The following is a 21,879-nucleotide window of genomic DNA, read 5'->3' on the forward strand; positions in this document are numbered from 1 at the left end:
CCCGCGAGAAGCCCGCTCGAGAGGAACCCACCATGACCGACTCGCAGCCCGACCGGCTCGCCCTGCTCGAGGCGCGCCTCGAGCAGGCCGAACGGCGCCTCGCCGCCGCCGAGGACCAGCTCGCCCTGTGGCAGGTCGTCGCCGGCTACGGCCCCGCCGTGGACAGCGGCTCAGCCGAGGTCACCGCCCGGATGTGGACCGAGGAGGGCGTGTACGACACCTACCCCGTCGTGCTCAACGGCCGGGACGCGCTGCGCGCCATGGTGACCGGTGAGCGGCACCAGGCGCTGATCCACTCCGGCGCCGCCCACCTCATGGGCCTGCCGCACATCGTCGTCGACGGCGACCGGGCCGTGGTGACGAACTACTCGCAGCTCGTGCTCCACGCTCCCGACGAGAACGGCTACCGGATCTGGCGCACCGGCTCCAACCGGTGGGAGTTCATTCGCACCGACGAGGGCTGGAAGGTGACCCACCGCTGGAACCGCCAGCTCGACGGCACCGACGAGGGCCGCGACATTCTCGCCCGCGCCGTCGACTCCGAGGCCTGAGCCCGTGCGCATCGGCCTCAGCGCCCCGGTCCTGGCCGACTCCGGGCCCCGGCCCGCGTGGGAGGCCGAGGCCGGGGTCGCCGAGCTGCGGGAGGTCTTCACGACCGCCGACCGGCTCGGGTACGAGTTCTTCACCTGCCCGGAGCACGTCAGCGTCTCAGCGGGGTTGGCCCGGGGTGAACGCTTCTACGACCCGGTCGCGACGTTCTCCCACCTCGCGGCGATCACGGAGCGGATCCGCTTCCTGCCGTACGTGCTCGTGCTCGGGCTGCACCACCCGCTGGAGCTGGCCAAGCGGTACGGCACCCTCGACCACCTCAGCGGGGGGCGGGTCGTCCTCGGGGTGGGCGTCGGCAACCTCGAGGAGGAGTTCGCGCTGCTCGGGCGCCCGTTCGCCGACCGCGGACCACGGGCGGACGACGCCCTGCGGGCCCTGCGGGCGTCGCTGTCGGTGCGGCTCGCGACCTACCACGGGGAGTACTACCACTTCACCGAGCAGGTCGTCAGCCCGCACGCGGTCCAGGAGAAGGTCCCCATCTGGGTCGGTGGTCACAGCAGGCGTGCCCTCCGGCGCGCGGTCACCCTGGGCGACGGGTGGGCACCGGCCCCGGTGACGTATCGCGGTCCGGACCTGGAGACCCTGCCGCGGATGCTCGCCGAGCACGACCTTCCGGAGGGGTTCGATGTCGTCATCACGCCGCCGGCTCGCCTCGACCCGACGGGCGACCCGGAGGCCGCGCTCGACCTCGTCGGCCGGATCGGCGAAGCGGGGGGCACCGTGGTCAACCTCGTCGTACGGCACCGCGAGCTGGCCGAGTACCTCGACCAGCTCGCGGCGGCAGCCGAGCTCTTCGGCCTCGACCGCCGCGACTGAGCACGGCCGGGTGCGCCGGGACCCCTGCGTGGGTCCCGGCGCACACACGCTGGTGTTCGTGAACGCCTACCTGGCCGGCTCGACGGTCAGGCCTCGTTGGGCATGTTCGACCAGCCCTTGCGGTCGACCCGCGCGTACCAGCCCGAGGCGGCCAGGGTCCCTCCGTCGACGGGGATCGTGTGCCCGGTGACGAAGCGGGCGTCGTCACTGGCGAGGAACTCGACGACGGCGGCGTAGTCGTCGGGCTGGCCGAAGCGCCCGACGGGGATCCACGTGCGGATGAGTTCCGGGTCACGTCCGCGCAGCATCGCCGCGGCCGGCGTCTGGGGCGTGTCCGCGAGGTCGGGCGCGATCGCGTTGACCCGTACCCCGTGGCCGGCGACCTCGACGGAGAGGCTCCTGGTGAAGGCGCTGACCCCGGCGTTGTAGGCGGAGTACGGGGCGCACGCCGGGATGCCCCGGAAGGCCTCGACGGTCGAGTTGTTGACGATGGCGCCACGGCCTCGCTCGACCATGCCGGGCAGCAGCGCGTGGGTCATCGCGAGCACGTGCCACAGGTTGACCTCGTAGAGCGCCTGCCACTGCTGCGGGGTCGAGTGCAGGAAGGTCCTGGAGGCCGGGCGGAAGTCGCCGACGTTGTTGACGAGCACGTCGACCCGCCCGGAGTCGAGGGCCGACGCGGCGGCGACAGCGGCGGCGACACCGTCAGGGGTGCGTACGTCGGCGAGGACGACCTCGACCTCGCCGCCGGCGCCACGGATGTCGGCGGCGGTGTCGACGGCGGCCTGCCCGTCGATGTCGACGAGGACGACGTGGGCACCGGCGGCGGCGAGACGGCGGGAGATGCCGCCGCCGATCCCGAGGGCGCCGCCGGTGACGACCGCGATCTGGTCCTCGAGCCTGCGGGTGGCGCTCATCTGCCGCTCTCTTCCTCGTCGGTCCTGATCGCGGAGACGCGGTGGCGCTCGATCCAGTTGATGGTCACGGCGCGACGCGTGAGGGCCCATCCGTCGTCGGTGCGCGCGTACTCGTCGTCGTAGTGCAGGAACCAGACGAGGTCCGAGGGCCCTTCGCGACCGGGCAGCAGGTGGTGGGCCGTGCCGCGGACCCGGCCACGGGCCCCGGTCGGCGTCGGCAGGTAGCGTGCCCCGGCCACGACGTGGGTCGTCGCCAGGGTGCCGGTGAGGGCCCCGAGCGCGGCCACGACAGCGGGACGGCCGACGTGGGACACGCGGGCGCCGAGGTGCGCCGGCGGCTCGGGGACGACGAGGACGCCGTCCGGAACGAAGAGCGCGCCGACCGCGGCTGCGTCACGGTCGTCGGCGGCCGCCGCATACGTCTCGGAGAGTACGCGCAGCGCGGTGAGGTCGGCCGCGTCGAGGCTGGTCACGACGCGGGGGCGGTCGCCGCGCGCACGACCTCGACGAGTTCGGCGGCGGCACGCTCGCAGTCACCGCGGGTGTAGCCGAGCAGTGCGGTCTCGGCCGGATCCGGTTCGTAGGAAAGGACGGTCCCGCGCCCCTGGACGATCATCGAGTCGGGCATGAAGGGGTGCGGCTCGTCGAGCTCGGCGATGGTGCGGTCGCCCCCGGCCGCGTCGACGAGCAGCTGGAAGAACTGCGCGAACGTGAGGTTGGCGTCACCGATGAGGTACGCCGCGCCCGCCGTGCCGCGGTCGAGCGCGCCGCCGATCGCCTCGGCCAGGGACCGGGCCGACATGTAGTTCGTGCCGCCGGCCGGTGCGTGGTCGGGGATCTGCGGCTCGTTGCCGGCTGCCCAGGACACCATGCGGCGGTAGCGCTTGGCCGTGATGCCGGGGATGGCACCGATGATCGAGGGCGGGTTGAGGGTGCAGACCGTGAAGGAGGCGTCAGCCAGCGCCCGGGCTCCCTCGTCGGCGTCGCGGCGGGCGGCGACGTAGGCGTTCGAGTCGGCCAGGGCGGGCCGCAGGTGGTGGTAGTAGCTGCCGACCTGGACGAAGCGGGAGACACCCGCGCTCTTGGCGAGCGCCGCGAAGGCCGGCACCCCCGCGCTCTGGGTCTCCTTCCAGAACTGGGTTTCGTCCGCGTCGCGGGGCAGGTGGCGCACGTCCTGCCCCGCGGCGAAGACGACCGCGTCGAAGGGGGCCAGGTCCTTGCGGGTGAAGGTCTGACGGGTGTAGTCCCCGCGGAGGACGGGCAGGTCGGCGACGGGCGAGTCCGCATCGACCGCCCCCCGGGCGGCGACGGTGACGTCGTCTCCCCGATCCCGCAGGTGGAGGGCAGTGTGGGCCCCGATCATGCCGGTTCCACCGACCACGAGCACCTTCATCGTGAGGTCTCCTTGCGTAGTGAGGCGACTCCCCCGCGCGGATCCGGGAGCCAGCAGGCTGCCGAGCTTACCAATCAAGCGATAGCTTGGTTAGCGGTACCGGAGTGTGCGCGCTGACGCAACAGGTGTGCACCCGCCCGTAAGGACAGCCATGTGCCGCGGCGAGCATGCTCGTTCCACAACGTCCGCAACAGACGGAGGAACCCATGCGAGATCTACGGAGAATCCGGGTCCTGGCGACGGCCGCCGCGGTCGTCGCGCTGCTCACCGCCGCCGCGTCCCCGGCGCGGGCGGACACCACGCTGGAGGTGAGACCGGGTCTCAGCCCGTTCTTCTCCGACGGCAAGAACGGCAGCGGATTCCGGGAGTACGTGACCCGCAACCTGAGCACGGAGGCCCGCAACCAGTACCTGCGCAGCTGCAGGTCGGGCTACTCCTGCTACGCCGTGGGAGAGGGCGACGGTCAGCACACCTTCTTCGAGCTCTACTACTGCGACGATCGGAACCTCACGAACTTCCTGGGCCGTGGCGCCGCCGTCAACCACCAGACGGACGACGCGGTCGTGTACCTCAGCGACAGAGACAGCTTCACGAAACAGGAGATCAACCCGGACAACATCCCGGTCTCCGTCGACTGGGACCCGATCTGGTACATCCACCCATGCTGACCCGGTGAGCGGGCCCGCGCCGTCGTGATCCGGGGGGCGACGGCGCGGGCGCGGTCGTGCGCGCACCTCTCCCCCCGGGGTGCGCCCACCGGCGGCCGGCCGGCGACTACCCCGGCACCCCGAGCACGTGCGTGCTGCCGGTGCGCGCCGGCCACGGCAGCGCCGCGCGGTCGAGCTTGCCGTTGTCGGTGGCGGGAAAGCCGTCCACGAACACCACCGCGGCCGGCACCATGTAGTCCGGCAGCGCGGCGGCCACGTGCCGGCGCAACTCCCGTACGGTCGGGCGGCAGCCGGGTGCCGGCACGACGTAGACCACCAGCGCGCGGTCGCCGTCGGGGGCCGGCCGGGCCAGCGCCACCACGTCCTTCACGCCGGCGTGCCCGCGCAGGCGGTGCTCGACCTCGGCCAACTCCACCCGGGCACCGCGGATCTTGACCTGCCCGTCGACCCGGCCGAGGAAGGTCAGCACCCCGTCGGGGCCGAAGCTCGCCCGGTCGCCGGTGCGGTAGAGCCGGCCCCGCGGGTCGAGCCCGAGTGTGTCCGGGACGAACCGCTGCCGGGTCAGCTCCGGCTGACGGTGGTAGCCGAGGGCGAGGACGTCGCCGCCGATGAGCAGGTCGCCCGGCACGCCCGCCGGGCACGGCCGCAGGTCCTCGTCGACCACCCAGTACTGCGCGTTGTCGATCGGCCGCCCGTACGGGATGCTCCGCCAGGCCGGGTCGACCGCGCCGACTTCGAACCAGTTCGACCAGACGGTCGCCTCGGTCGCGCCGCCGAGGCTGACGATCGTCGCCCGGGTGAAGACCGACCGCACCTCGTCGGGCAGCGTCAACGGCGTGTAGTCGCCGCTGAGGTAGACCAGCCGCAGGTCGCCGGTCCCGGCGGCACCCCGGTGCCCGCCGAGCAGCGGCGCGAGTTGGGCCAGCGTGGTCGGCGCGGAGTTCCAGTACGTCACCGGCTCACGCAGCAGCACGTCGAGCAGCAGTTCCGGGTCGCGCCGCTGCGCGTCGTCGGCGATGTAGACGCCCGCCCCGTACGCGGGCAGGCCGAGCAGGTCGAAGACGGACAGGTCGAAGCCGAGCGAGGTGACCGACAGGCCCAGGTCGTGCGGGCCGAAGCCGTGCGTGCGGCGACACCAGGCGAGGAGGTTGTGCAGCGACCGGTGCGCCACGGCGACGCCGTTGGGCCGGCCGGTGCTGCCGGAGGTGAAGACCACGTAGGCGGTGGAGTCCGCGCCGGTGCCGGGTTCCGGAGGGTGCTCCTCGCGGAGATCCGCGACCGGGGCGTCGGCGCCCACCGGGCGCACCCCCGGCGGCAGCGGCCAGCCGTCCTCGCCCTCGGCGACGACGAGCAGCCCCACACCGGCCTCGGCCAGCAGGGTGTGCGCGCGCTCGGCGGGCAGCGTCGGCTCGACCGGCACGTAGCAGCCGCCCGCCTTCAGCACCCCGTACACGGCGACCGCCAGCAGCGGGCCGCGCGGCACCCGGATGCCCACCGGCGTCTCGGGCCCGACCCCGCGGTCGCGCAGCGCCCACGCCAGCCGGTTGGCGCGCCGGTCCAGCTCGGCGAAGGTCAGCGCGCCGCCGGCCCAGCGCACCGCCACGGCGTCCGGGCGGAGCCGGGCCTGCGCCTCGAACAGCCGGTGCACCGGGCCGTCCGCGGCGTACGCGCGGCCGGTGGCGTTCCACGCCCGCTGCTGCGCGGCCGGATCGGGCACAGCCGGATCGGGCCTCGCCGGCCCGGGTGCCGCCGGGTCGGCCGACGGGCGGCGCGGCGTGGTGGTCATCGGGTGCCGGCCAGCACGGCGCTGATCACGTCGGTCAGGTGCACCAGGAGCGGCGGCTTCATGATCCCGATGTGGTCCCCGGGCACCCGGTGCAGCTCGATCCCCCCGCCGATCAGCTCCTCCCACCGTTCGAGGTAGTCGGCGAACGTCTGGCCGCTGGACACCACGTGCTGGCCGTTGGCGAGCGCGTCGCTGGCGATGAGGTGCAGCTTGCCGGCGTAGCGGGGGTTCGGGTATTCGATGAGCGCCTGCAACGACTCCCGCCAGACCCGGACCATCCGCGGCCAGGCGGCGCCGACGCCGCGCTCGGGCAGCGCCATGCCCTCCTTCTCGTCGATGTCGTTGGCCACCCGCTCGTAGAGGTCCATGATCTCGGCGCGCCGCTCGGGTGTGTCCGCCTCCGGCCCGCCCCGGTCGATCTCCAGCACCAGCTTCTCCAGCCGGCGCACGAAGCCCATCTGCTCGTAGAACTTCGGCCGGGTCTGCGCGTCCAGCACCGGGTCGAGAAGCATGAAGGTCACCTCCTCGCCGGCGTCCAGCAGCAGGGTGGCCAGCTCCGCCGCGATCGTGCTGCCGCCGCACCAGCTGAACAGCCGGTACGGCCCGTGCGGCTGGGCGGCCCGCAGCTCGTCGAGGTGCCGGCGGGCCATCTCGGCGGCGGTGGGGATCGTGGCGTGGTCGCCGTGCGGCTTCGGCCACTCGAACGCGGCCAGCGGTAGCTGCGGGTCCAGGTACGGCAGGAAGCGCTGGAACCAGTGGGCGCTGCCGCCGCCGGGGTGGATGCAGAACAGCGGCGTGGCGCTGCCGCGCCGCAGCCACAGCAGCGCCCGGTTGCGGCTGCCGGGCGCGGCCGGCGCCTCGGGGCCGCCGACCGCGCCGTCGGTGATCGCGGCGGCCAGCCGCGCGACGGTCTGGTGCTCCAGGAAGGCCCGGAACGTCAGCTCCACGCCGTGCGACTCCCGCAGCAGCGAGATGATCCGCATCATCGCCATCGAGTGCCCGCCGAGGTCGAAGAAGTCGTCGTCGATGCCGACCCGGTCCAGCCGCAGCACCTGCGCCCAGGCGTCGGCGATGCTCCGCTCCAGCGGCGTGCGCGGCGCCACCGGCGCGATCTGCGCGGCGGGCTTCGGTTCGGCCGCGATCAGCGCGGGGCGGTCGACCTTGCCCGAGGCGGTGACCGGGAACTGCCCGACGACGTGGCAGCGGGTCGGCACCATGTGCGCCGGCAGCCGGCGGCGTACGTGCTCGCGCAGCTCGGCCGGGGACGGGGCGGCACCGCAACTGCCGGCGGTGGGCCGGACGAACGCCACGAGCGTCGCCTCCTCGGTGCCCGCCGCGGCGACCGCGACGGCCGCGGCCTCGACGGCCGGGTGCGCCTGCAGCGCGTGCTCGACCTCGCCGAGCTCGATGCGGAAGCCGCGGACGCTGACCTGCTGGTCGCCGCGCCCGTGGAAGCGCAGCGAGCCGTCGGCGGCGCGGGAGACCACGTCGCCGGTGCGGTACATCCGGCTGCCGGGCGGTCCGAACGGGTCCGGGACGAACCGGTCCGCGGTCAGCGCCGGACGACCGACGTAGCCGCGGGCCAGGCCCGCCCCGGCGACGTACAGCTCGCCGCGCACCCCGGTGGGCAGCGGTCGCCCGTCGGCGTCGAGGACGTGGCACCGCACGTTCGCCAGCGGGGTGCCGATCGACGGCATCCGGTCCGGCGCGCCGGCGGCCACCGGCGCGTACGTGGCGGCGACGCACGCCTCGGTGGGGCCGTAGAGGTTGACGAACGTGGCGTGCCGCGCCCACCGGTCGGCCTGCACGGCGGGGCACGCCTCGCCGCCGACCAGGGTGACCCGCAGCTGCGGGAAGTCCGCCGGGTCCAGCCGGCTCAGCATCGACGGCGGCAGGAAGAGGTGGGTCAGGGTGGCCGCCTCGCCGCGCAGGTCGCCCGGGTCGCGGTCGGGCGCGGGCAGCACCAGCTCGGCGCCGGCGGTGAGCGCGGCGACCAGCTCGGACACCGACGCGTCGAAGCCCACCGAGAAGAACTGGAGCATCCGGTCGCCCGGTCGGACGTCGAAGACCTCCTGCTGGGCGTGCCGGAGGTTGAGCAGCGCCCGGTGCGGTACGGCGACCCCCTTGGGCCGCCCGGTCGAGCCGGACGTGTAGGTGACGTACGCCAGGTCCTCCGGCGCCACCGCCACCTCCGGCGTGGTGACCGGCATGTCGAGCTGGGCGGACTCGTCGGTCACGTCGACCGTCGGCACGCCCGCCGGACCGGCCTGGACGAGGCCGGCCCGCAGCCGCCCGGCGGCGAGCAGCACCGCGGCGCCCGTGTCGTCGAGCATGAACCGCAGCCGCTCGACCGGGTACGCCGGATCCAGCGGCAGGAACGCGCCGCCCGCCTTCAGCACGGCCAGCACGCTGACGGCGAGGTCGGGTGTCCGTGGCAGGCAGATGCCGACGACCGTGCCCGGACCGACGCCGAGCGTGCGCAGCCGGTGCGCCAGCCGGTTCGCGCGTAGCTCCAGCTCGGCGTAGTAGACCTTGACGGCGCCCTGCCGCAGCGCGACGGCGGTGGGCGCGGACCGGGCCTGCCGCTCGATCAGCCGGTGCACCGGCTGGTCGGTGGGGAAGGCCCGGTCGGTGCGGTTCGACTCGACGAGGACCCGGTCGCGGTCGGCCGGCGCCAGCGTCACGGTCCGCGGCGACGACGACGGCGTCGCGGCCGGGGTCGCGTCGAAACCGGCGCCGGGGTCGCGGGCGGCACCGGTCCCGGCCGTGCTGGCGGCCATCGACGCCAGCACCTGCCGGTAGGTCCGGCCGATCAGCTCCAGGTACGGCCGCCCGATCCTGCTGGGCCGACCGAGCAGGCGCAGGTACCCGGGGAACGACACCGCGGAGAACGGCTGCTCGCTCGGGCTGAAGTCGGCCTCCAGGTCGATGCCGGAGCTCCAGTCGAGCATGTGGAAGTCCAGGTACGTGAAGCTGACGTCGACCAGCGCCGAGGCGTGCCGGCCGTCGCGCCGCATCGCGGCCATCGGGTAGCGCCGGTGCGGCCACATCCGCGCCTCCCGCGCGAAGACCGCCCGCACCAGTTCCGGCCAGCTCGCGGCGGTCAGGTCGGCGGGGAACGGCACCGTGTTCAGGTACATGCCGATCACCTCGTCGCCGCGCAGCCGCTCCGGCCGGCCGTTGCCGACCAGCCCGGTGAAGAAGCGCTGCCGCCCGGTGACCACGCCCCAGGCCGCGAGGTGGGCGGCGTGCAGCACGCTCTTCAGCGACGCCCCCGCGTCGGCCGCGAGCCGGCGCAGCGCCGGCTCCAGGTCGGCGTACCCGACGACGACCTGGCCCGGCGCGTCGTCGGCGCCGTCCGACCCCTCGGCCCCGTCCATCCGGCCGCCCCACTCGGCCGGGATCTCCAGCTTGTCGGCGGCCGTGATGGTGGCGGTCCAGAAGTCCCGGTCGGCCGCCGAGCGCAGCGACTCCTGCTCGGCGGCGACGAAGTCGGCGAACCGGACGGCGGGCAGCGGCGCCGGCCGGGGTACGCCACCACGGCGCAGCGTCCGGTAGTGCGCGAGCAGTTCGGCGATCACCGACGTGTGGCTCCAGCCGTCGAGGATCGCGTGGCACTCGACGTGGGTGAGCCACCACTCGCGCTCGCCGGTCCGGTGCACCGTGTAGCGCAGCAGCGGCGGCACGGCCAGGTCGAACGGCACGGCGCGCTGGGCGAGCAGGAAGGCGTCGAGGACCTGGCGCTGCGCGGCCGGCGGCAGGTCCCGCAGGTCGTCCAGGTCCACCGGCAGCTCGGCGGTGCGGTGCACCAGCTGCAACGGCCGCGTGTAGCCGGCCAGCGCGAACGAGGTACGCAGGATCTCGTGCCGTTGCACCAGCAGCGCCGCCGCCGCGCGCAGGTCGGCCAGGTCGAACGGCGTCTCGTCCTCGATCCGGTAGCAGCTGACGTTCACGTAGACCGGCCGCTGCGCGGCCAGCATCTCGTACACCATCCCGGCCTGGATCTCGCCCATCGGGTACGCGTCGACCAGGCCCGGCGGCAGCAGCGCGCGGTCGCCGTCGGAGAGCAGCGCGAACGGCGCCACGACCGGCTGCTCGGCGGGCCGCTCCCCCACGGCGGCCGGCCTCTCCGGCGCCCGGGTGCCGACCAGTTCGGCCAGCTCGGCCACCGTGGCGTGACTGAACAGGTCGTGCACCGACACCGGCAGGCCGGCCGCCCGCAGCGCGCCGACGGCACGGATCGCCCGGATCGAGTCGCCGCCGTGCGCGAAGAACGCGTCGTGCCGGCCCACCGCGTCGACGCCGAGCGCGTCGGCCACGGCGCGCGCGATCGTCCGCTCCAGCGGGGTGTGCGGCGCCTCCGCCGCCGGCCCGGCGCTGGCGGCCGGCGCGGGCAGCGCGCGGTGGTCGACCTTGCCGGCGGCGGTCAGCGGCAGGGCGTCGAGCACCACCCAGCGTGCGGGCACCAGCTGCCGGGGCAGCCGGGCCCGGGCGTGCGCCGCGACGCCGTCCCGGTCGAGCGCCGGACCGGCCGCGTCGCCCGAGCCGACGAGGTACGCGACGAGCCGGTCGTCGTGCACGGTGACCACGGCGGAGGCGACGTCCGGATGCGCGGTGAGCACCGCCTCGACCTCGCCCGGCTCGATCCGGTGGCCGTGCAGCTTCACCTGCCGGTCCAGCCGGCCCAGGTACTCGATCGTGCCGTCGGCGCGGTGCCGGGCCAGGTCGCCGGTGCGGCAGAGCCGGCCTCCCGGCTGCGTGCCGAACGGGTCCGGCACGAACCGGTCGGCCGTGTGCGCGGGGCGGCCGAGGTAGCCGCGGGCGAGCTGGACGCCGGCCACCACCAGCTCGCCGGGCACGCCGGCCGGCAGCAGCCGCAGGTCCGGGTCGACGACGTGGACGCGGGTGTTGGCGACCGGCCGGCCGATCGTGACCGGCTCCCCGGGCAGGCAACGCGCGGCGGTCACGTCGATCGTCGCCTCGGTGGGGCCGTAGAGGTTGTGCAGCTCGCCACCGATCCGCTCGTGCACGGCCGCCGCCAGCTCGGCCGCCAGCGGCTCGCCGCTGGCGAAGATCCGGCGTACCGAGGGCAGCTCGCCGGTGGGCGTGTCGAGGAAGGCGCGCAGCATCGACGGCACGAAGTGCAGGGTGGTGACGCCGTGCTCGGCGATCGTCGCGGCCAGGTACGCCGGGTCGCGGTGCCCGCCGGGGCGGGCGACGACGAGCGTCGCGCCGGTGACCAGCGGCCAGAACAGCTCCCAGACCGAGACGTCGAAGCCGTACGGCGTCTTGTGCAGCACCCGGTCGGTCGCGTCGAGCGGGTACTCGCGCTGCATCCAGGCCAACCGGTTGACCAGCGCGCGGTGGGTGATCACGACGCCCTTGGGCCGGCCGGTCGAGCCGGAAGTGTGCAGCACGTACGCCGGGTGGTCCGGGTCGGTGTCGCCGGGCAGCGGCCCGTGCGGGGCGGCGCCACCCGCGTCGGGCCGGACCACCGTGCGCGCGGCGGTGCCGACGGTGTCCCGGTCGGTCACCACGACCCGTGCCGCGGCGTCGGTGAGCAGCTGCTCCAGCCGCTGCGGCGGGCTCTCGGTGTCCAGCGGCAGGTAGGCGCCGCCGGCGGTGAGCACGGCCAGCAGCGCGGTCACCAGGTCCGGGCCGCGCTCCAGGCACACCCCGACCACCGACTCGGGGCCGACCCCGGCCGCGCGCAGCCGGAGCGCCAGCGCGGTCACGCGGGCGTCGAGTTCGGCGTACGACAGGCTGCGGTCCGCCGTCCGCACGGCCACCGCGTCCGGGGTGGCGGCCGCCTGGGCGCGGAACAGCGCCGGCAGCGTGGTGGCCGGCACGTCGGTCGCGGTGTCGTTCCAGCCGTCGAGCAGCTGCTCGCGCTCGGCCGGCGGGAGCATCTCGATGTCGGCGAGCGGGGCGTCCGGGGCCGCCGCCACACCGGCCAGCAGCTGCCCGACGTGTGCGGCGAACCGCTCGATCGTGCCGCGGTCGAACAGGCTGGTGGCGTAGACCACGGCGCCGGCGAGCGAACCGTCCGGGCACGGGGACACCGACAGCGTCAGGTCGAACTTGGCGTCGGCGAACGGGATCGGCACCGACAGAACGTCCGCCCCCGGCACCTGGAAGCCCTCCGGCCCGGCCTCCTGCCAGACGAACATCGTCGAGAACAGCGCGGTCCGCGCGGGGTCGCGGACCGGCGCCAGCTCCTCGACCAACTGCTCGAACGGCAGCTCCTGGTGGGCGAAGGCGTCCAACGAGGTACGGCGGACCCGCTCGACCAGCTCGCCGAACGTCGGATCCTCGGCCAGGTCGGCCCGCACCACGACGGTGTCCACGAAGAGCCCGATGAGGCCCTGCACGTCGTCGTGCCCACGCCCGGCGACCGGCGTGCCGACCGTGACGTCGGTCCGGCCGCTCCACCGCCCGAGCACGACCGCGTACGCCGCCAGCAGGACCATGAACGGCGTGGCGTGGTGGCGGCGGGCCAGCTGCCCCAGCGCCGCCGCCACCGTGGCCGGCACGGTGAACGGCACGACGTCGCCGGCGGAGTCCCGTACCGCCGGCCGCGGCCGGTCGGTCGGCAGGTCCACCGGCGTGGCGCCGGCGAGCTGGCGGCGCCAGTACGGCAGCTGGCTCTCGCGCAGCTCGGCGGTCCGCTGCCGCTGCCAGGCCGCGACGTCGGCGTACTGCACCCGCAGCGGGGGAAGGTCGGCCGGGCGGCCGTCGAGCGCGGCGGTGTAGCGGTGGCGCAGCTCGTCCAGCAGCAGGCCCTCCGACCAGAGGTCCATGGCGATGTGGTGGGTGGTGAGCAGCAGCAGGTGCTGGTCGGGCTCCCGCCGCACGAGCAGGGCGCGGAACACCGGCCCGGCGCCCAGGTCGATCGGTTCGCGGTCGACCGAGACGAGCCGGTTCAGCAACCCGCACTGGGTCTCGCTGTCCAGGTGGGTGAGGTCGCGGACCGGCAGCGGGACCGGGGCGGGCGGGTCGATCAGCTGCACCGGCTCGCCGTCGGGGCCGACCGGGTAGCGGGTGCGCAGCACCTCGTGCCGGGCCACCAGCCCGTCGAGCGCGGCCCGCAGCGCGGGGACGGCCAACCGGCTGTCGGGCCGGTCGGTGATGTGCAGCGCGATCTGCACCAGGTACTCGACGCCGCCGGGGCGCAGCCGGTCGAGGATCCACAGCCGGCGCTGGGCGTGCGACAGCGGTGGCGGGTCCACCCGGGACACCGGGGGGATGCCCGGCTCGGGGAGCGGTTCGAGGCCGAGCAGCCGGCGCTCCAGCAGCTTCTCGTGCGGGGTGGGCGACTCCAGCATCTCGGTCATCGGGTTCCTTCCCGGGCGGCTCGGGACAGCCGGTCCTGCACCTGGCTGTCGGAGAGTCGGCTGACGTCGGCGCGGACCGCGGCGGTGACCACGGCCGCGAGTCCGGCCACCGAGGTGGCCTCGAACAGGACCTGCAGGGGGAGATCGACGGCGAACGCCTGCCGCAGCGCGGTACGCACCCGGGCGACCAGCAGCGAGTGGCCGCCGAGGTCGAAGAAGTCGTCGTCGGCGGCGATGTCGTCGACGCCGAGCAGCCTCGACCAGATCCCGGCGACGGCCTGCGCGACCGGGTCGGCCGGCGGCGCCGGGGCGGGTGCCGGCGCCAGTGCTGGTGCCGGCGCCGGGACTGGTGGCGGCGCCGGGGCGGGTGGCGGCGCCGGGGCGGGTGGCGGCGCCGAGGCTGGTGGCGGCGGATCCACCGCAGCCGGCGGCACGCCCGGCGCGCCGGGCGCCGGGGCCAGCCAGGCCGCCGGGGCCTCCGGTTCGCGGGCCGACCGCTCCAGCAGCGCCACGTAGTCCTCGGCGAGCCGCCGCATCGTCGTCCGGTCGAACAGGCCGCCGGCGTACTCGAGAACGCACCGCAGGTCGCCGGTCGCGGTGCGGCAGACCGTGAACACCAGGTCGAACTTGGCGTCGGTGGCGTTCATGGGCAGCGGTTCCACGGTGGCGCCGCCGAGCGTGCCGGGTGTCTCCGCCGTGTGCAGGACCTGGAACATGATCTCGAACAGCGGGTTGCGGGCGGGGTCGCGGCGGGGCCGGACCGCCGCGACGACGTCCTCGAACGGGACGTCGTTGTGCATGAGCGCGGCCAGTACCGTCGTGCGCACCCGGTCCAGCACCTCGGCGAACGACGGCCGGCCCGCCAGGTCGGTCCGCAGCACCAGGGTGTTGACGAAGAAGCCGATCAGGTCCTCGGTCTCTGGCGCGTCCCGCCCGGCGGCGGGCATCCCGACGGCGATGTCGGTGCGGCCGGTCCGCTGCGCCAGCAGCACCTGGAAGGCGGCCAGCAGGGTCATGAAGGCGCTCGTGCCGTACCGCTCGCCGGCGGCGGCGACCAACCGGGCGACGCGCCGCGGCACGTCCACGGCGAGCATGTCGCCGACGGGGTCGCGGCGGGCGCCGCGCGGACGGTCGGTGGGCAGCAGGACCGGTTCGAGCCCGGCGAGCTGGTCCCGCCAGTAGCCGATGCCGGCCGCGCCGACGGCCTCGCGCCGGGCCCGCTGCCAGGCCGCGACGTCGGCGTACTGCACCGGCGGCGGCGCCGGCACGGGCCGGCCGGTCGCCAACGCGCGGTACGCGTGGTCCAGGTCGCGCAGCAGCACGTCGCACGACCAGGCGTCGGCGGCGATGTGGTGCAGGGTGAGGCCGACCAGGTGCTCCGTCGGCGCGAGCCGTACCACCACGACCCGCAGCGGGTGCTCCCGGCGCAGGTCGAACGGCCGGCCCGCCGTCGTGTCGAGCAGCGCCGCCGCCCGGGTCCCGGCGTCCGGCCCGCCGGTCAGGTCCACGACCGTGACGTCGGCCGGACCGGGCGGGTCGACGACCTGCACCGGCTCACCGTCGCTGTCCCGGTACCGGGTGCGCAGCACCTCGTGCCGGCCGACGACAGCGGTCACGGCGCGGGCGAACACGGCGGGATCCCACGGCCCGCGCAGGCGCAGCCGCAGCCAGACGAGGTATTCGGTGCCGTCGTCGTGCAGCCCGTCGAGGAACCACAGCCGCTCCTGCCCCGGCGAGAGCCGCAGCGCGCCGGTGCGCGGCACCGGCCGGATCCGGGTGCCGCTCGGCGGCGGGGCGTTGGTCTGGGTGGGCATCCGGCTCGGCATCGGCGGTCTCCCCTTCACCGGCGGTCGGCGTCGGATCGAGACTGGTGGACGCGAGCAGGCCGGAACCAGAGAAGGACCGGCAACGCCTCTGCCGGTCCTTCTCTGTCCCGGCCCGAGCCGCGATCGGCACAGTGGCATCGAGTCGGCGGGCGGGGACACCGGACGGAGGACCGGGTCCGGACGCCCGGGACGGGACACCGACGACGGCCTCTGCGACGAAAGGTGCGGCGACATGCCCGGGACGATCGCGGTACGGACGATGGCGTCGTTCCTGCCGGAACGGTCGGTCGCGGTGGCGGAGCTGCCGGAGCTGGCGTACCTGGGGCCGGCCGAGCGGGAACTCTGCGCCGGCCTCGGGATCGACCGGGTGCGTACCGACCCGGAGCTGGACGCGTTCGACCTGGCCGCGGGCGCCGCCACCCGGGCGCTGACCGCCGCCGGGCTGGCCCCGGCCCGGATCGGGGCGCTGGTCGTGGTGGAGTCCCGCGCGCCGGCAACGCTGATGAGTTCCGCCGAGACCCGGCTACAGGCGTACCTCGGCGCCGAGCGGGCCCTGACCTTCTCCGTCGGCGGGCTGGGCTGCGTGTCGAGCACGCCGGCGCTGCTGGTGGCGCGCGGCCTGCTGGCCGCCGACCCGGACCTGACCGACGTCCTCGTCGTGCACGGCAGTACGCCGGCCACGCCGCGACGCTACCGGCACCCCGTCACGGTCAGCGGCGACGGGGGCATGGCCGTGGTCGTCTCGCGGGACGGGCCGCTGCGGGTGCGCGACGTGCTCCAGGAGACCGACGGCCGCTACTGGGACCTGTTCCGGGTGGACTACCGCGACCGCCCCTCGGCCCGCTGGACCGAGCAGTGCCGCGACACCCGGGAGTACTCCTTCCAGCTGGCGCTGGAGAGCCGCAACCGGCTGCGTGCGATGTACCGGCGCCTGCTGGACCGCAACGGGCTGACGCCGTCGGACGTCGCCCGGCACGTGAGCCACAACCTGTCGGTGGGCGCGTTCCGGTTCGTCGAGGAGACGCTCGGGGTGGCGGTCGCCTCGACCTGCCGCGACAACCTGCGCGACCTGGGCCACCTCGGCGCGAACGACGTGCTGCTCAACCTGGCGACCGAGATCGACACCGGGCGGCTGCGGGGCGGCGAGCGGGCCGTGCTGGTCAGCTCCAGCCCCGTGGCCGCCTGGAGCATGGTGCTGGTCGAGTTCGACGGCGATCCCGCGGCCGTCGCGGGTGACTGAGATGGGAGTGGGGATGGGAGCACCGGACCGGCCCGCGGTGGCGCGGGAGCTGCACGACTTCATCGCCCCGGCGGTGTCCGGACCGATCGGCCCGGACGAGGACTACTTCGCGCTCGGCCTGCTCAACTCGCTGTTCGCGATCGAGCTGGTGGTGTTCGTGGAGCGGCGCTTCGACATCGAGGTCGAGGTGGCCGACCTCGACCTCGACCACTTCCGTACGATCTCCCGACTGACCGACTTCGTGCTGGCCAAGACCGCCGGCCGCGCCGGGATCCCGGCGTGACCGCCATGGTCGCGCTGCCGGCCGGGCCGCCGGCGCTCGACGACCTCGGGGACGACCTCGCCGCGGCCGCGCGCGACGAGGCGGCCCGCTGGGACCGGGACGGCGCGCTGCCCGCCGGGGTACGCCGCGCCGCGGCAGCCGCCGGGCTGCTCACCGCGGACCTGCCGGTCGGCCACGGCGGCCTCGGCGCCACCCCGGCGCAGGTCGGTGAGCTGTGCGCCCGGCTCGGCGGCGTGTGCGGCGCGCTGCGCGCGCTGGTCACCGTGCAGGGCATGGTCGCCGCGGCCGTACTGCGCTGGGGCACCGCCGAGCAGCGGACGCGCTGGCTGCCCGCGTTCGCCCACGGTGAGCTGCTCGCCGGCTTCGCCGCCACCGAGGCCGGCGCGGGCAGCGACCTGACCGCCGTCGACACCCGCATCCGTGCCGTCGACGATGGCCGGCAGCCGACCCTGGAGCTGACCGGCGCCAAGCGCTGGGTGACCTTCGGCCAGGTCGCCGACGTGCTGCTGGTGCTCGGGGTGCTGGACGGCCGGCACACCGCCGTGCTCGTCGAGACCGACCGGGCCGGCGTGACGCGGCAGCCGGTCGAGGGCCAGCTCGGCCTGCGGGCCGCCCAGCTGGCCCACATCCAGCTCGACGGCGTACGGGTCCCGGCGGCGAACCGCGTCGCACCGCCCGGGTTCGGCCTGTCGCACGTCGCGGCCACCGCACTCGACCACGGCCGGTTCACGGTCGGCTGGGGCTGCGTGGGCATGGCCGAGGCGTGCCTGCGGGACATGGCCGACCACGTCCTCACCCGCCGGCAGGGCGGCACCCCACTCGCCGAGCACCAGACCGTACGGGGGCTGCTGGGCCGGGCCGCGGTGGACACCGCCGCCGCGCGGGAGCTCGCCGCCCGGGCCGCCCGGTGGCGGGCCGCCGGTGCTCCCGACGCGATCGCCGGCACGGTCGCGGCGAAGTACGCGGCGGCGCGCACCGCCGCACTGGTCGCCGGTACGGCCGTGCAGGTCCTCGGTGCGGCCGGCTGCGCCCCGGACAGCCGGGCCGGCCGGTTCTACCGGGACGCCAAGGTCATGGAGATCATCGAGGGCTCCGCCCAGGTGGCCGAACTGCACATCGCCGACCATCTGCTGCGGCGCGCCCGCGCGATCCGACCGGGAGGGCGGCCGTGACCAGCATGGTGAAGTGCCTGGTCTGGGACCTCGACGACACACTGTGGGACGGCGTCGTGCTGGAGGGCGACGAGCCGGTGCCGTTCCCCGCCGCCGTACGCACGCTGCACGTCCTGGACCGGCGCGGCGTCCTGCACGCCGTGGCCAGCCGGGGCGAGCGCGCCGCCGCCACCGCCCACCTGGCCGCGCACGGCCTGCTCGACCTGTTCACCCGGGTCGAGGTGGGCTGGGGCGCCAAGTCCCTCGCGGTCGCCCGGATCGCCGCCGACCTGGGCATCGGCCTGGACACCGTCGCGTTCGTCGACAACGACCCGGTGGAACGCGCCGAGGTGGCCGCCGCGCTGCCGGTCGTGCGCTGCCACCCGGCCGACGCCGTCGCCGGGCTGCCGGCGCTGCCCGAGTTCACCCGTGAGTTCGTCACCGAGGAGTCCCGGCAGCGCCGCCAGCTCTACCGCACCGACGAGCGACGCCGGGCCGCCGAGGCCACGCATGCCGGGCCGCCCGCGGATTTCCTCGCCTCGCTCGGCCTGGTGCTCGAGGTGCGCCGGGCCGGCCCGGCCGACCTCGCCCGTGCGCACGAGCTGACGGTACGCACCCACCAGCTGAACACCACCGGCGTCACGTTCAGCCTGGCGGAGCTGCGCGCGCTGTGCGCGTCGCCCCGGCACGAGGTGCTGGTGGCGCGGCTGCGGGACAGGTTCGGCTCCTACGGCACGGTCGGGCTGGCCGTCACCGAGTTGCAGCCGGGCGCGACCGTACTGCGGCTGCTGCTGATGTCGTGCCGGGTGCTGTCCCGCGGTGCCGGCGCGGCCCTGCTGGACCACCTCGTGCGCACCGCGCTCGCCGCGGGCCGGCGCCCGGTGGCGGAGTTCGTGCCCACCGCGGTCAACCGGCAGATGCTGGTCACCCTGCGGTTCGCCGGCTTCGCCGTCGAGGACGACGCGGGCGACCGGTGGACGCTCGCGATCGACCCGGCCCGGCCGCCGGCCGCGCGGGCGCACCCGGTGCGGGTGGTGGCGGCGTGAGCGAGCCCAGCGAGCGATTCATCGGACGCGGCGCGGCGGAGCCTCAGGCGTGCGGCGAGCGGAACGGGGGGCGCATGAGCGGAACCGTCGGGGTGGTCGGCGCCGGCACGATGGGCCTCGGCATCGCCCAGTGCCTGGCCGAGGGCGGGTACGACGTGGTCGTGGTCGACCCGGCGGTCGGATCGGCGGCCGGGGCGGCGGCGGCAGCGGGCCGGCTGCGTACCGGGCTGCGGCAGGCCCGGCTGCTGGCCCCGCACCGCGCGGGCGAGCCGGTGGCCCGGGTGATCGAGCGGATCAGCTGGACCGACCGGACCGCCGGGCTCGACCGGGCCGGGTACGTGATCGAGTGCGCGCCGGAGCGCATACCGCTGAAGGAACGGATCTTCGGCGAGCTGGACGCCGTCTGTCCACCGACGACGGTGCTCGCGTCGGTCACCTCCGCCATCCCGATCGACCGGCTCGCCGCCAGCACCCGCCGGCCGGAGCGGGTGGTCGGGACGCACTTCATGAACCCCGCGCCCCTCAGGGAGAGCGTCGAGGTGGTGCGGGCGCCGCGGACCAGCGCGGACACCCTCCAGCACACCCTCGACCTGCTCGCCGCGATCGGCAAGACCGGCATCGTGGTCGCCGACGGACCGGGCTTCGTGATCAACCGCGTGCTGATGCTCACCGTGAACGAGGCCGCCGAGGTCGTCGGCCGGGGAACCGCCGACGCCGCGACCGTCGACCGGGTCTTCCAGGAGTGCCTCGGCCACTCGACGGGCCCGCTGCGGACCGCCGACCTGATCGGCCTGGACACCGTCGTCGACACGCTCCTGGTGCTGCTCGAATGCACCGGCGACCCCCGCTTCCGGCCCGGACGCACGCTGCGGGAACTGGTCGCTGCGGGCAGGTACGGGCGCAAGAGCGGCAGCGGTTTCCACAAGTACCCGCAGCCGGTCGCGACCGCCGCCACCTGACCACCGCCGAGATCCGTGTCCAGGCACCCGCGTGAGGAGGGTGCGACGCCGGGTCGGTACGTGGCTCAGGCCGGCTGTCGTGGCTGAAAGCCGGCCGAAGGTCGACACAGGTCGTGGCACCTCGCCGACGGGTGCCGATCGACCGTCAGCGCTTCCCCTGCCGGGGTGCGGACGAGGCGGGTCGCTCGCGCATCACGTCGACCGGCAGGGCCGGGTTCCGCGCTGCGGACTCGGCCAGCTCGACGTCGTCGAGCAGGTCGACGATCCGGTCCACCGGCAGTCGGGGGCATGCCGCCATCGCCCGCCGCACCGCGGCGTCGGGGTCGCGGGTGAGCCGGTCGACGAGCGTCGGATCCGCCCGCGGGTCGCGGGCGACGAGCCGCCGGACCGCGGGATCCTGGTCGTCGGCGTACCGGGCCAGCGCCGCCGCCGGGAAGTTCGGCAGGGCCAGCAGCCGCCCGCGGTCGCATCGACGGTACCCGTGCTCACGGAACACCCGCAGGAGCAGTTCGGGCGGCGCGGCCGAGTGGTGATGGGCCAGGAGGGCTCGCACGCCGGGATCGGCATCGTCCGAGAGCGCGGTGACGATCCCGGCCGGCAACCGCGGGTCGAGCGCGGCCCGCCGGCGCAGCAGCGGGTTGACCGACATGGCGAGCCGTACCGACTCCGCCGGCGGCGGCAGCGGTTCAGGCGACACCGTCCCCCGCACGTGCCAGCACAGGTCGATCCGGCGGTCCCACGGCGCCGTGGTCACGTCGATGTCGATCGCCGCACGCTCCTCCTCGGTGAGCGCGGGATGCACGGAGACGGCGGTCCGTACCGACGCGTCCGGGTCGGCGGCGAGCCGCGCCAACTGGGCGCCGGTCAGGTCGTCACGCTCGGCGAGACTACGCCGCACGTCCGGCGACGGATGGTCGAACAACGCCTCGACCACCTCCGGCGGCAGGGTCGGGTTGGTCGCCATCGCCTCGACGCCATCCCTCCCGTCCGCGGCGGCGAGCACGAACTCGATCAGTGCGGGCGAGAGCCGCAGCTCGCTCAGCAGTCCTCGGTACGCGTACCCGTTAACGGGTAGGTCCGCCGGCTCCTGCACCCGTTCCCGCTCGGCGTGGAAACGGGCGGTCGCCGCCCGCACCTCCGGCACGTCGTCGTGCAGCAGGGCCTGGCGTAGTTCCTCGCGGGACGCCTCGTCCAGGCCGCCGAGCAGTCCGACCGCGGCGGCACGCACGAGCGGCTCCGGATGGGTGGCCACGACCCGCACCGCACGCCGGTCGCGCCATGCCAGCTCGATCACCTCGCCGCGCAGCTCGGCCGGCATCATGATGCCCCGCCGGAACTGCTCGACGAGCCGGTCCAGGCTCGGCATGAACGCGCGATCCGGCAAGGCCAGGTCCCGATCCGCACGGACGCGCTCGACCACGCGACGCTCGGGGTCTTCCAGCAGGCCGAGCCGGAGCGCCGGATCGATGTGCGGGTTGGCGGCGAGCGCGCCGCGTACCCGGGCCAAGGGGTGACGCATCGCCGCTGCGAGGACTGCGGGCGGCAGGTCGGCGCGCCGCCGCAACGCTGCGGGAACGGCCTCGGCGTGGTCGTCGAGCAGACGCAGCAGCACGTCGAGCGGTGCCGCCGGATTGCCCGCGAGGCCCCGCGCCACCGGATCTCCGGCCGGACCGTCCAACCAGAGGTCGCCGCGAAGGTGGACCACCCTGGAGGTGCCGATGTGGCCGTCGGTCGTCGCGGTGCCGCCGGTCGTCCGGATCGTCGTCCAAGCGTCGTCGTCAGTCACAAACAGCGAGGGTATAGCGGCGAAACCGCAGCTCAACAGGGCTTGTCACCCGAATGACGGCGGTG

15 protein-coding genes are annotated in these 21,879 nt (G+C 75.1%); 8 read left to right on the top strand and 7 right to left on the bottom strand.

The genetic code is table 11. The annotated features are described in order from the left end of the window. Window positions 1-32: 32 nt before the first annotated feature. Window positions 33-551, top strand: coding sequence for a nuclear transport factor 2 family protein (locus tag ACLQ22_RS09090; RefSeq protein ID WP_425691857.1), 519 nt, complete (start codon window positions 33-35; stop codon window positions 549-551). A gap of 4 nt (window positions 552-555) precedes the next feature. Beyond that, the gene (locus ACLQ22_RS09095; RefSeq protein ID WP_425691858.1) at window positions 556-1,425 is read left to right on the top strand and encodes a TIGR03619 family F420-dependent LLM class oxidoreductase; all 870 of its coding nucleotides are present in this window, start codon (window positions 556-558) and stop codon (window positions 1,423-1,425) included. Between the two features lie 86 nt (window positions 1,426-1,511). Here ACLQ22_RS09095 and ACLQ22_RS09100 read toward each other — a convergent pair whose 3' ends face one another. From ACLQ22_RS09100 to ACLQ22_RS09110, 3 genes are read right to left on the bottom strand one after another with little or no spacing between them, the layout of a single operon-like run. Further along, window positions 1,512-2,342: an SDR family NAD(P)-dependent oxidoreductase gene (locus tag ACLQ22_RS09100; protein ID WP_425691859.1), complete on the bottom strand. Its 831-nt coding sequence runs from the start codon at window positions 2,340-2,342 to the stop codon at window positions 1,512-1,514. Further along, window positions 2,339-2,815, bottom strand: a complete 477-nt coding sequence (locus tag ACLQ22_RS09105; protein ID WP_425691860.1) for a nuclear transport factor 2 family protein — start codon at window positions 2,813-2,815, stop codon at window positions 2,339-2,341. The genes ACLQ22_RS09100 and ACLQ22_RS09105 overlap by 4 nt, the downstream gene beginning before the upstream one ends. After that, the gene (locus ACLQ22_RS09110) at window positions 2,812-3,735 is read right to left on the bottom strand and encodes an NAD-dependent epimerase/dehydratase family protein (RefSeq protein WP_425691861.1); all 924 of its coding nucleotides are present in this window, start codon (window positions 3,733-3,735) and stop codon (window positions 2,812-2,814) included. The genes ACLQ22_RS09105 and ACLQ22_RS09110 overlap by 4 nt, the downstream gene beginning before the upstream one ends. Before the next feature lie 206 nt (window positions 3,736-3,941). Here ACLQ22_RS09110 and ACLQ22_RS09115 point away from each other — a divergent pair, with 206 nt between their 5' ends. Next, window positions 3,942-4,403 carry a hypothetical protein gene (locus ACLQ22_RS09115; protein WP_425691862.1) on the top strand — a complete coding sequence of 154 codons (462 nt, stop codon included), beginning with the start codon at window positions 3,942-3,944 and terminating at the stop codon, window positions 4,401-4,403. A 106-nt stretch (window positions 4,404-4,509) separates the two neighbouring features. On the opposite strand, the gene ACLQ22_RS09120 is transcribed toward ACLQ22_RS09115, so the two are convergent. From ACLQ22_RS09120 to ACLQ22_RS09130, 3 genes are all read right to left on the bottom strand, one after another. Further along, window positions 4,510-6,120 (bottom strand): amino acid adenylation domain-containing protein, encoded by a 1,611-nt coding sequence (locus tag ACLQ22_RS09120; protein ID WP_425691863.1) that lies wholly within the window; start codon window positions 6,118-6,120, stop codon window positions 4,510-4,512. 65 nt (window positions 6,121-6,185) lie between these two features. Next, window positions 6,186-13,523, bottom strand: coding sequence for an amino acid adenylation domain-containing protein (locus ACLQ22_RS09125; protein WP_425691864.1), 7,338 nt, complete (start codon window positions 13,521-13,523; stop codon window positions 6,186-6,188). Next, entirely contained in the window at window positions 13,520-15,349 is a 1,830-nt protein-coding gene (locus ACLQ22_RS09130) for a condensation domain-containing protein (RefSeq protein WP_425691865.1), read from the bottom strand. Before ACLQ22_RS09130 ends, ACLQ22_RS09125 begins: the two co-directional genes overlap by 4 nt. Window positions 15,350-15,581: 232 nt before the next feature. Here ACLQ22_RS09130 and ACLQ22_RS09135 point away from each other — a divergent pair, with 232 nt between their 5' ends. The 5 genes from ACLQ22_RS09135 (at window position 15,582) to ACLQ22_RS09155 (ending at window position 20,028) form a co-directional block, all read left to right on the top strand. Beyond that, complete coding sequence (locus ACLQ22_RS09135) at window positions 15,582-16,589, top strand: ketoacyl-ACP synthase III family protein (RefSeq protein WP_425691866.1); 1,008 nt, start codon at window positions 15,582-15,584, stop codon at window positions 16,587-16,589. Between the two features lie 13 nt (window positions 16,590-16,602). Then, window positions 16,603-16,872, top strand: a complete 270-nt coding sequence (locus ACLQ22_RS09140) for an acyl carrier protein (protein WP_151452852.1) — start codon at window positions 16,603-16,605, stop codon at window positions 16,870-16,872. Window positions 16,873-16,877: 5 nt separating this feature from the next. Beyond that, window positions 16,878-18,044 (top strand): acyl-CoA dehydrogenase family protein, encoded by a 1,167-nt coding sequence (locus ACLQ22_RS09145; protein WP_425692142.1) that lies wholly within the window; start codon window positions 16,878-16,880, stop codon window positions 18,042-18,044. A 5-nt stretch (window positions 18,045-18,049) separates the two neighbouring features. Next, window positions 18,050-19,069 (top strand): HAD-IIIC family phosphatase, encoded by a 1,020-nt coding sequence (locus ACLQ22_RS09150; protein ID WP_425692143.1) that lies wholly within the window; start codon window positions 18,050-18,052, stop codon window positions 19,067-19,069. A 74-nt stretch (window positions 19,070-19,143) separates the two neighbouring features. Then, entirely contained in the window at window positions 19,144-20,028 is an 885-nt protein-coding gene (locus tag ACLQ22_RS09155) for a 3-hydroxyacyl-CoA dehydrogenase family protein (RefSeq protein WP_425691867.1), read from the top strand. Window positions 20,029-20,173: 145 nt separating this feature from the next. Here ACLQ22_RS09155 and ACLQ22_RS09160 read toward each other — a convergent pair whose 3' ends face one another. After that, window positions 20,174-21,850 carry a hypothetical protein gene (locus tag ACLQ22_RS09160; protein WP_425691868.1) on the bottom strand — a complete coding sequence of 559 codons (1,677 nt, stop codon included), beginning with the start codon at window positions 21,848-21,850 and terminating at the stop codon, window positions 20,174-20,176. Window positions 21,851-21,879 lie beyond the last annotated feature (29 nt).

The organism is Micromonospora sp. DT178, from assembly GCF_049841695.1.
Lineage (GTDB): Bacteria > Actinomycetota > Actinomycetes > Mycobacteriales > Micromonosporaceae > Micromonospora.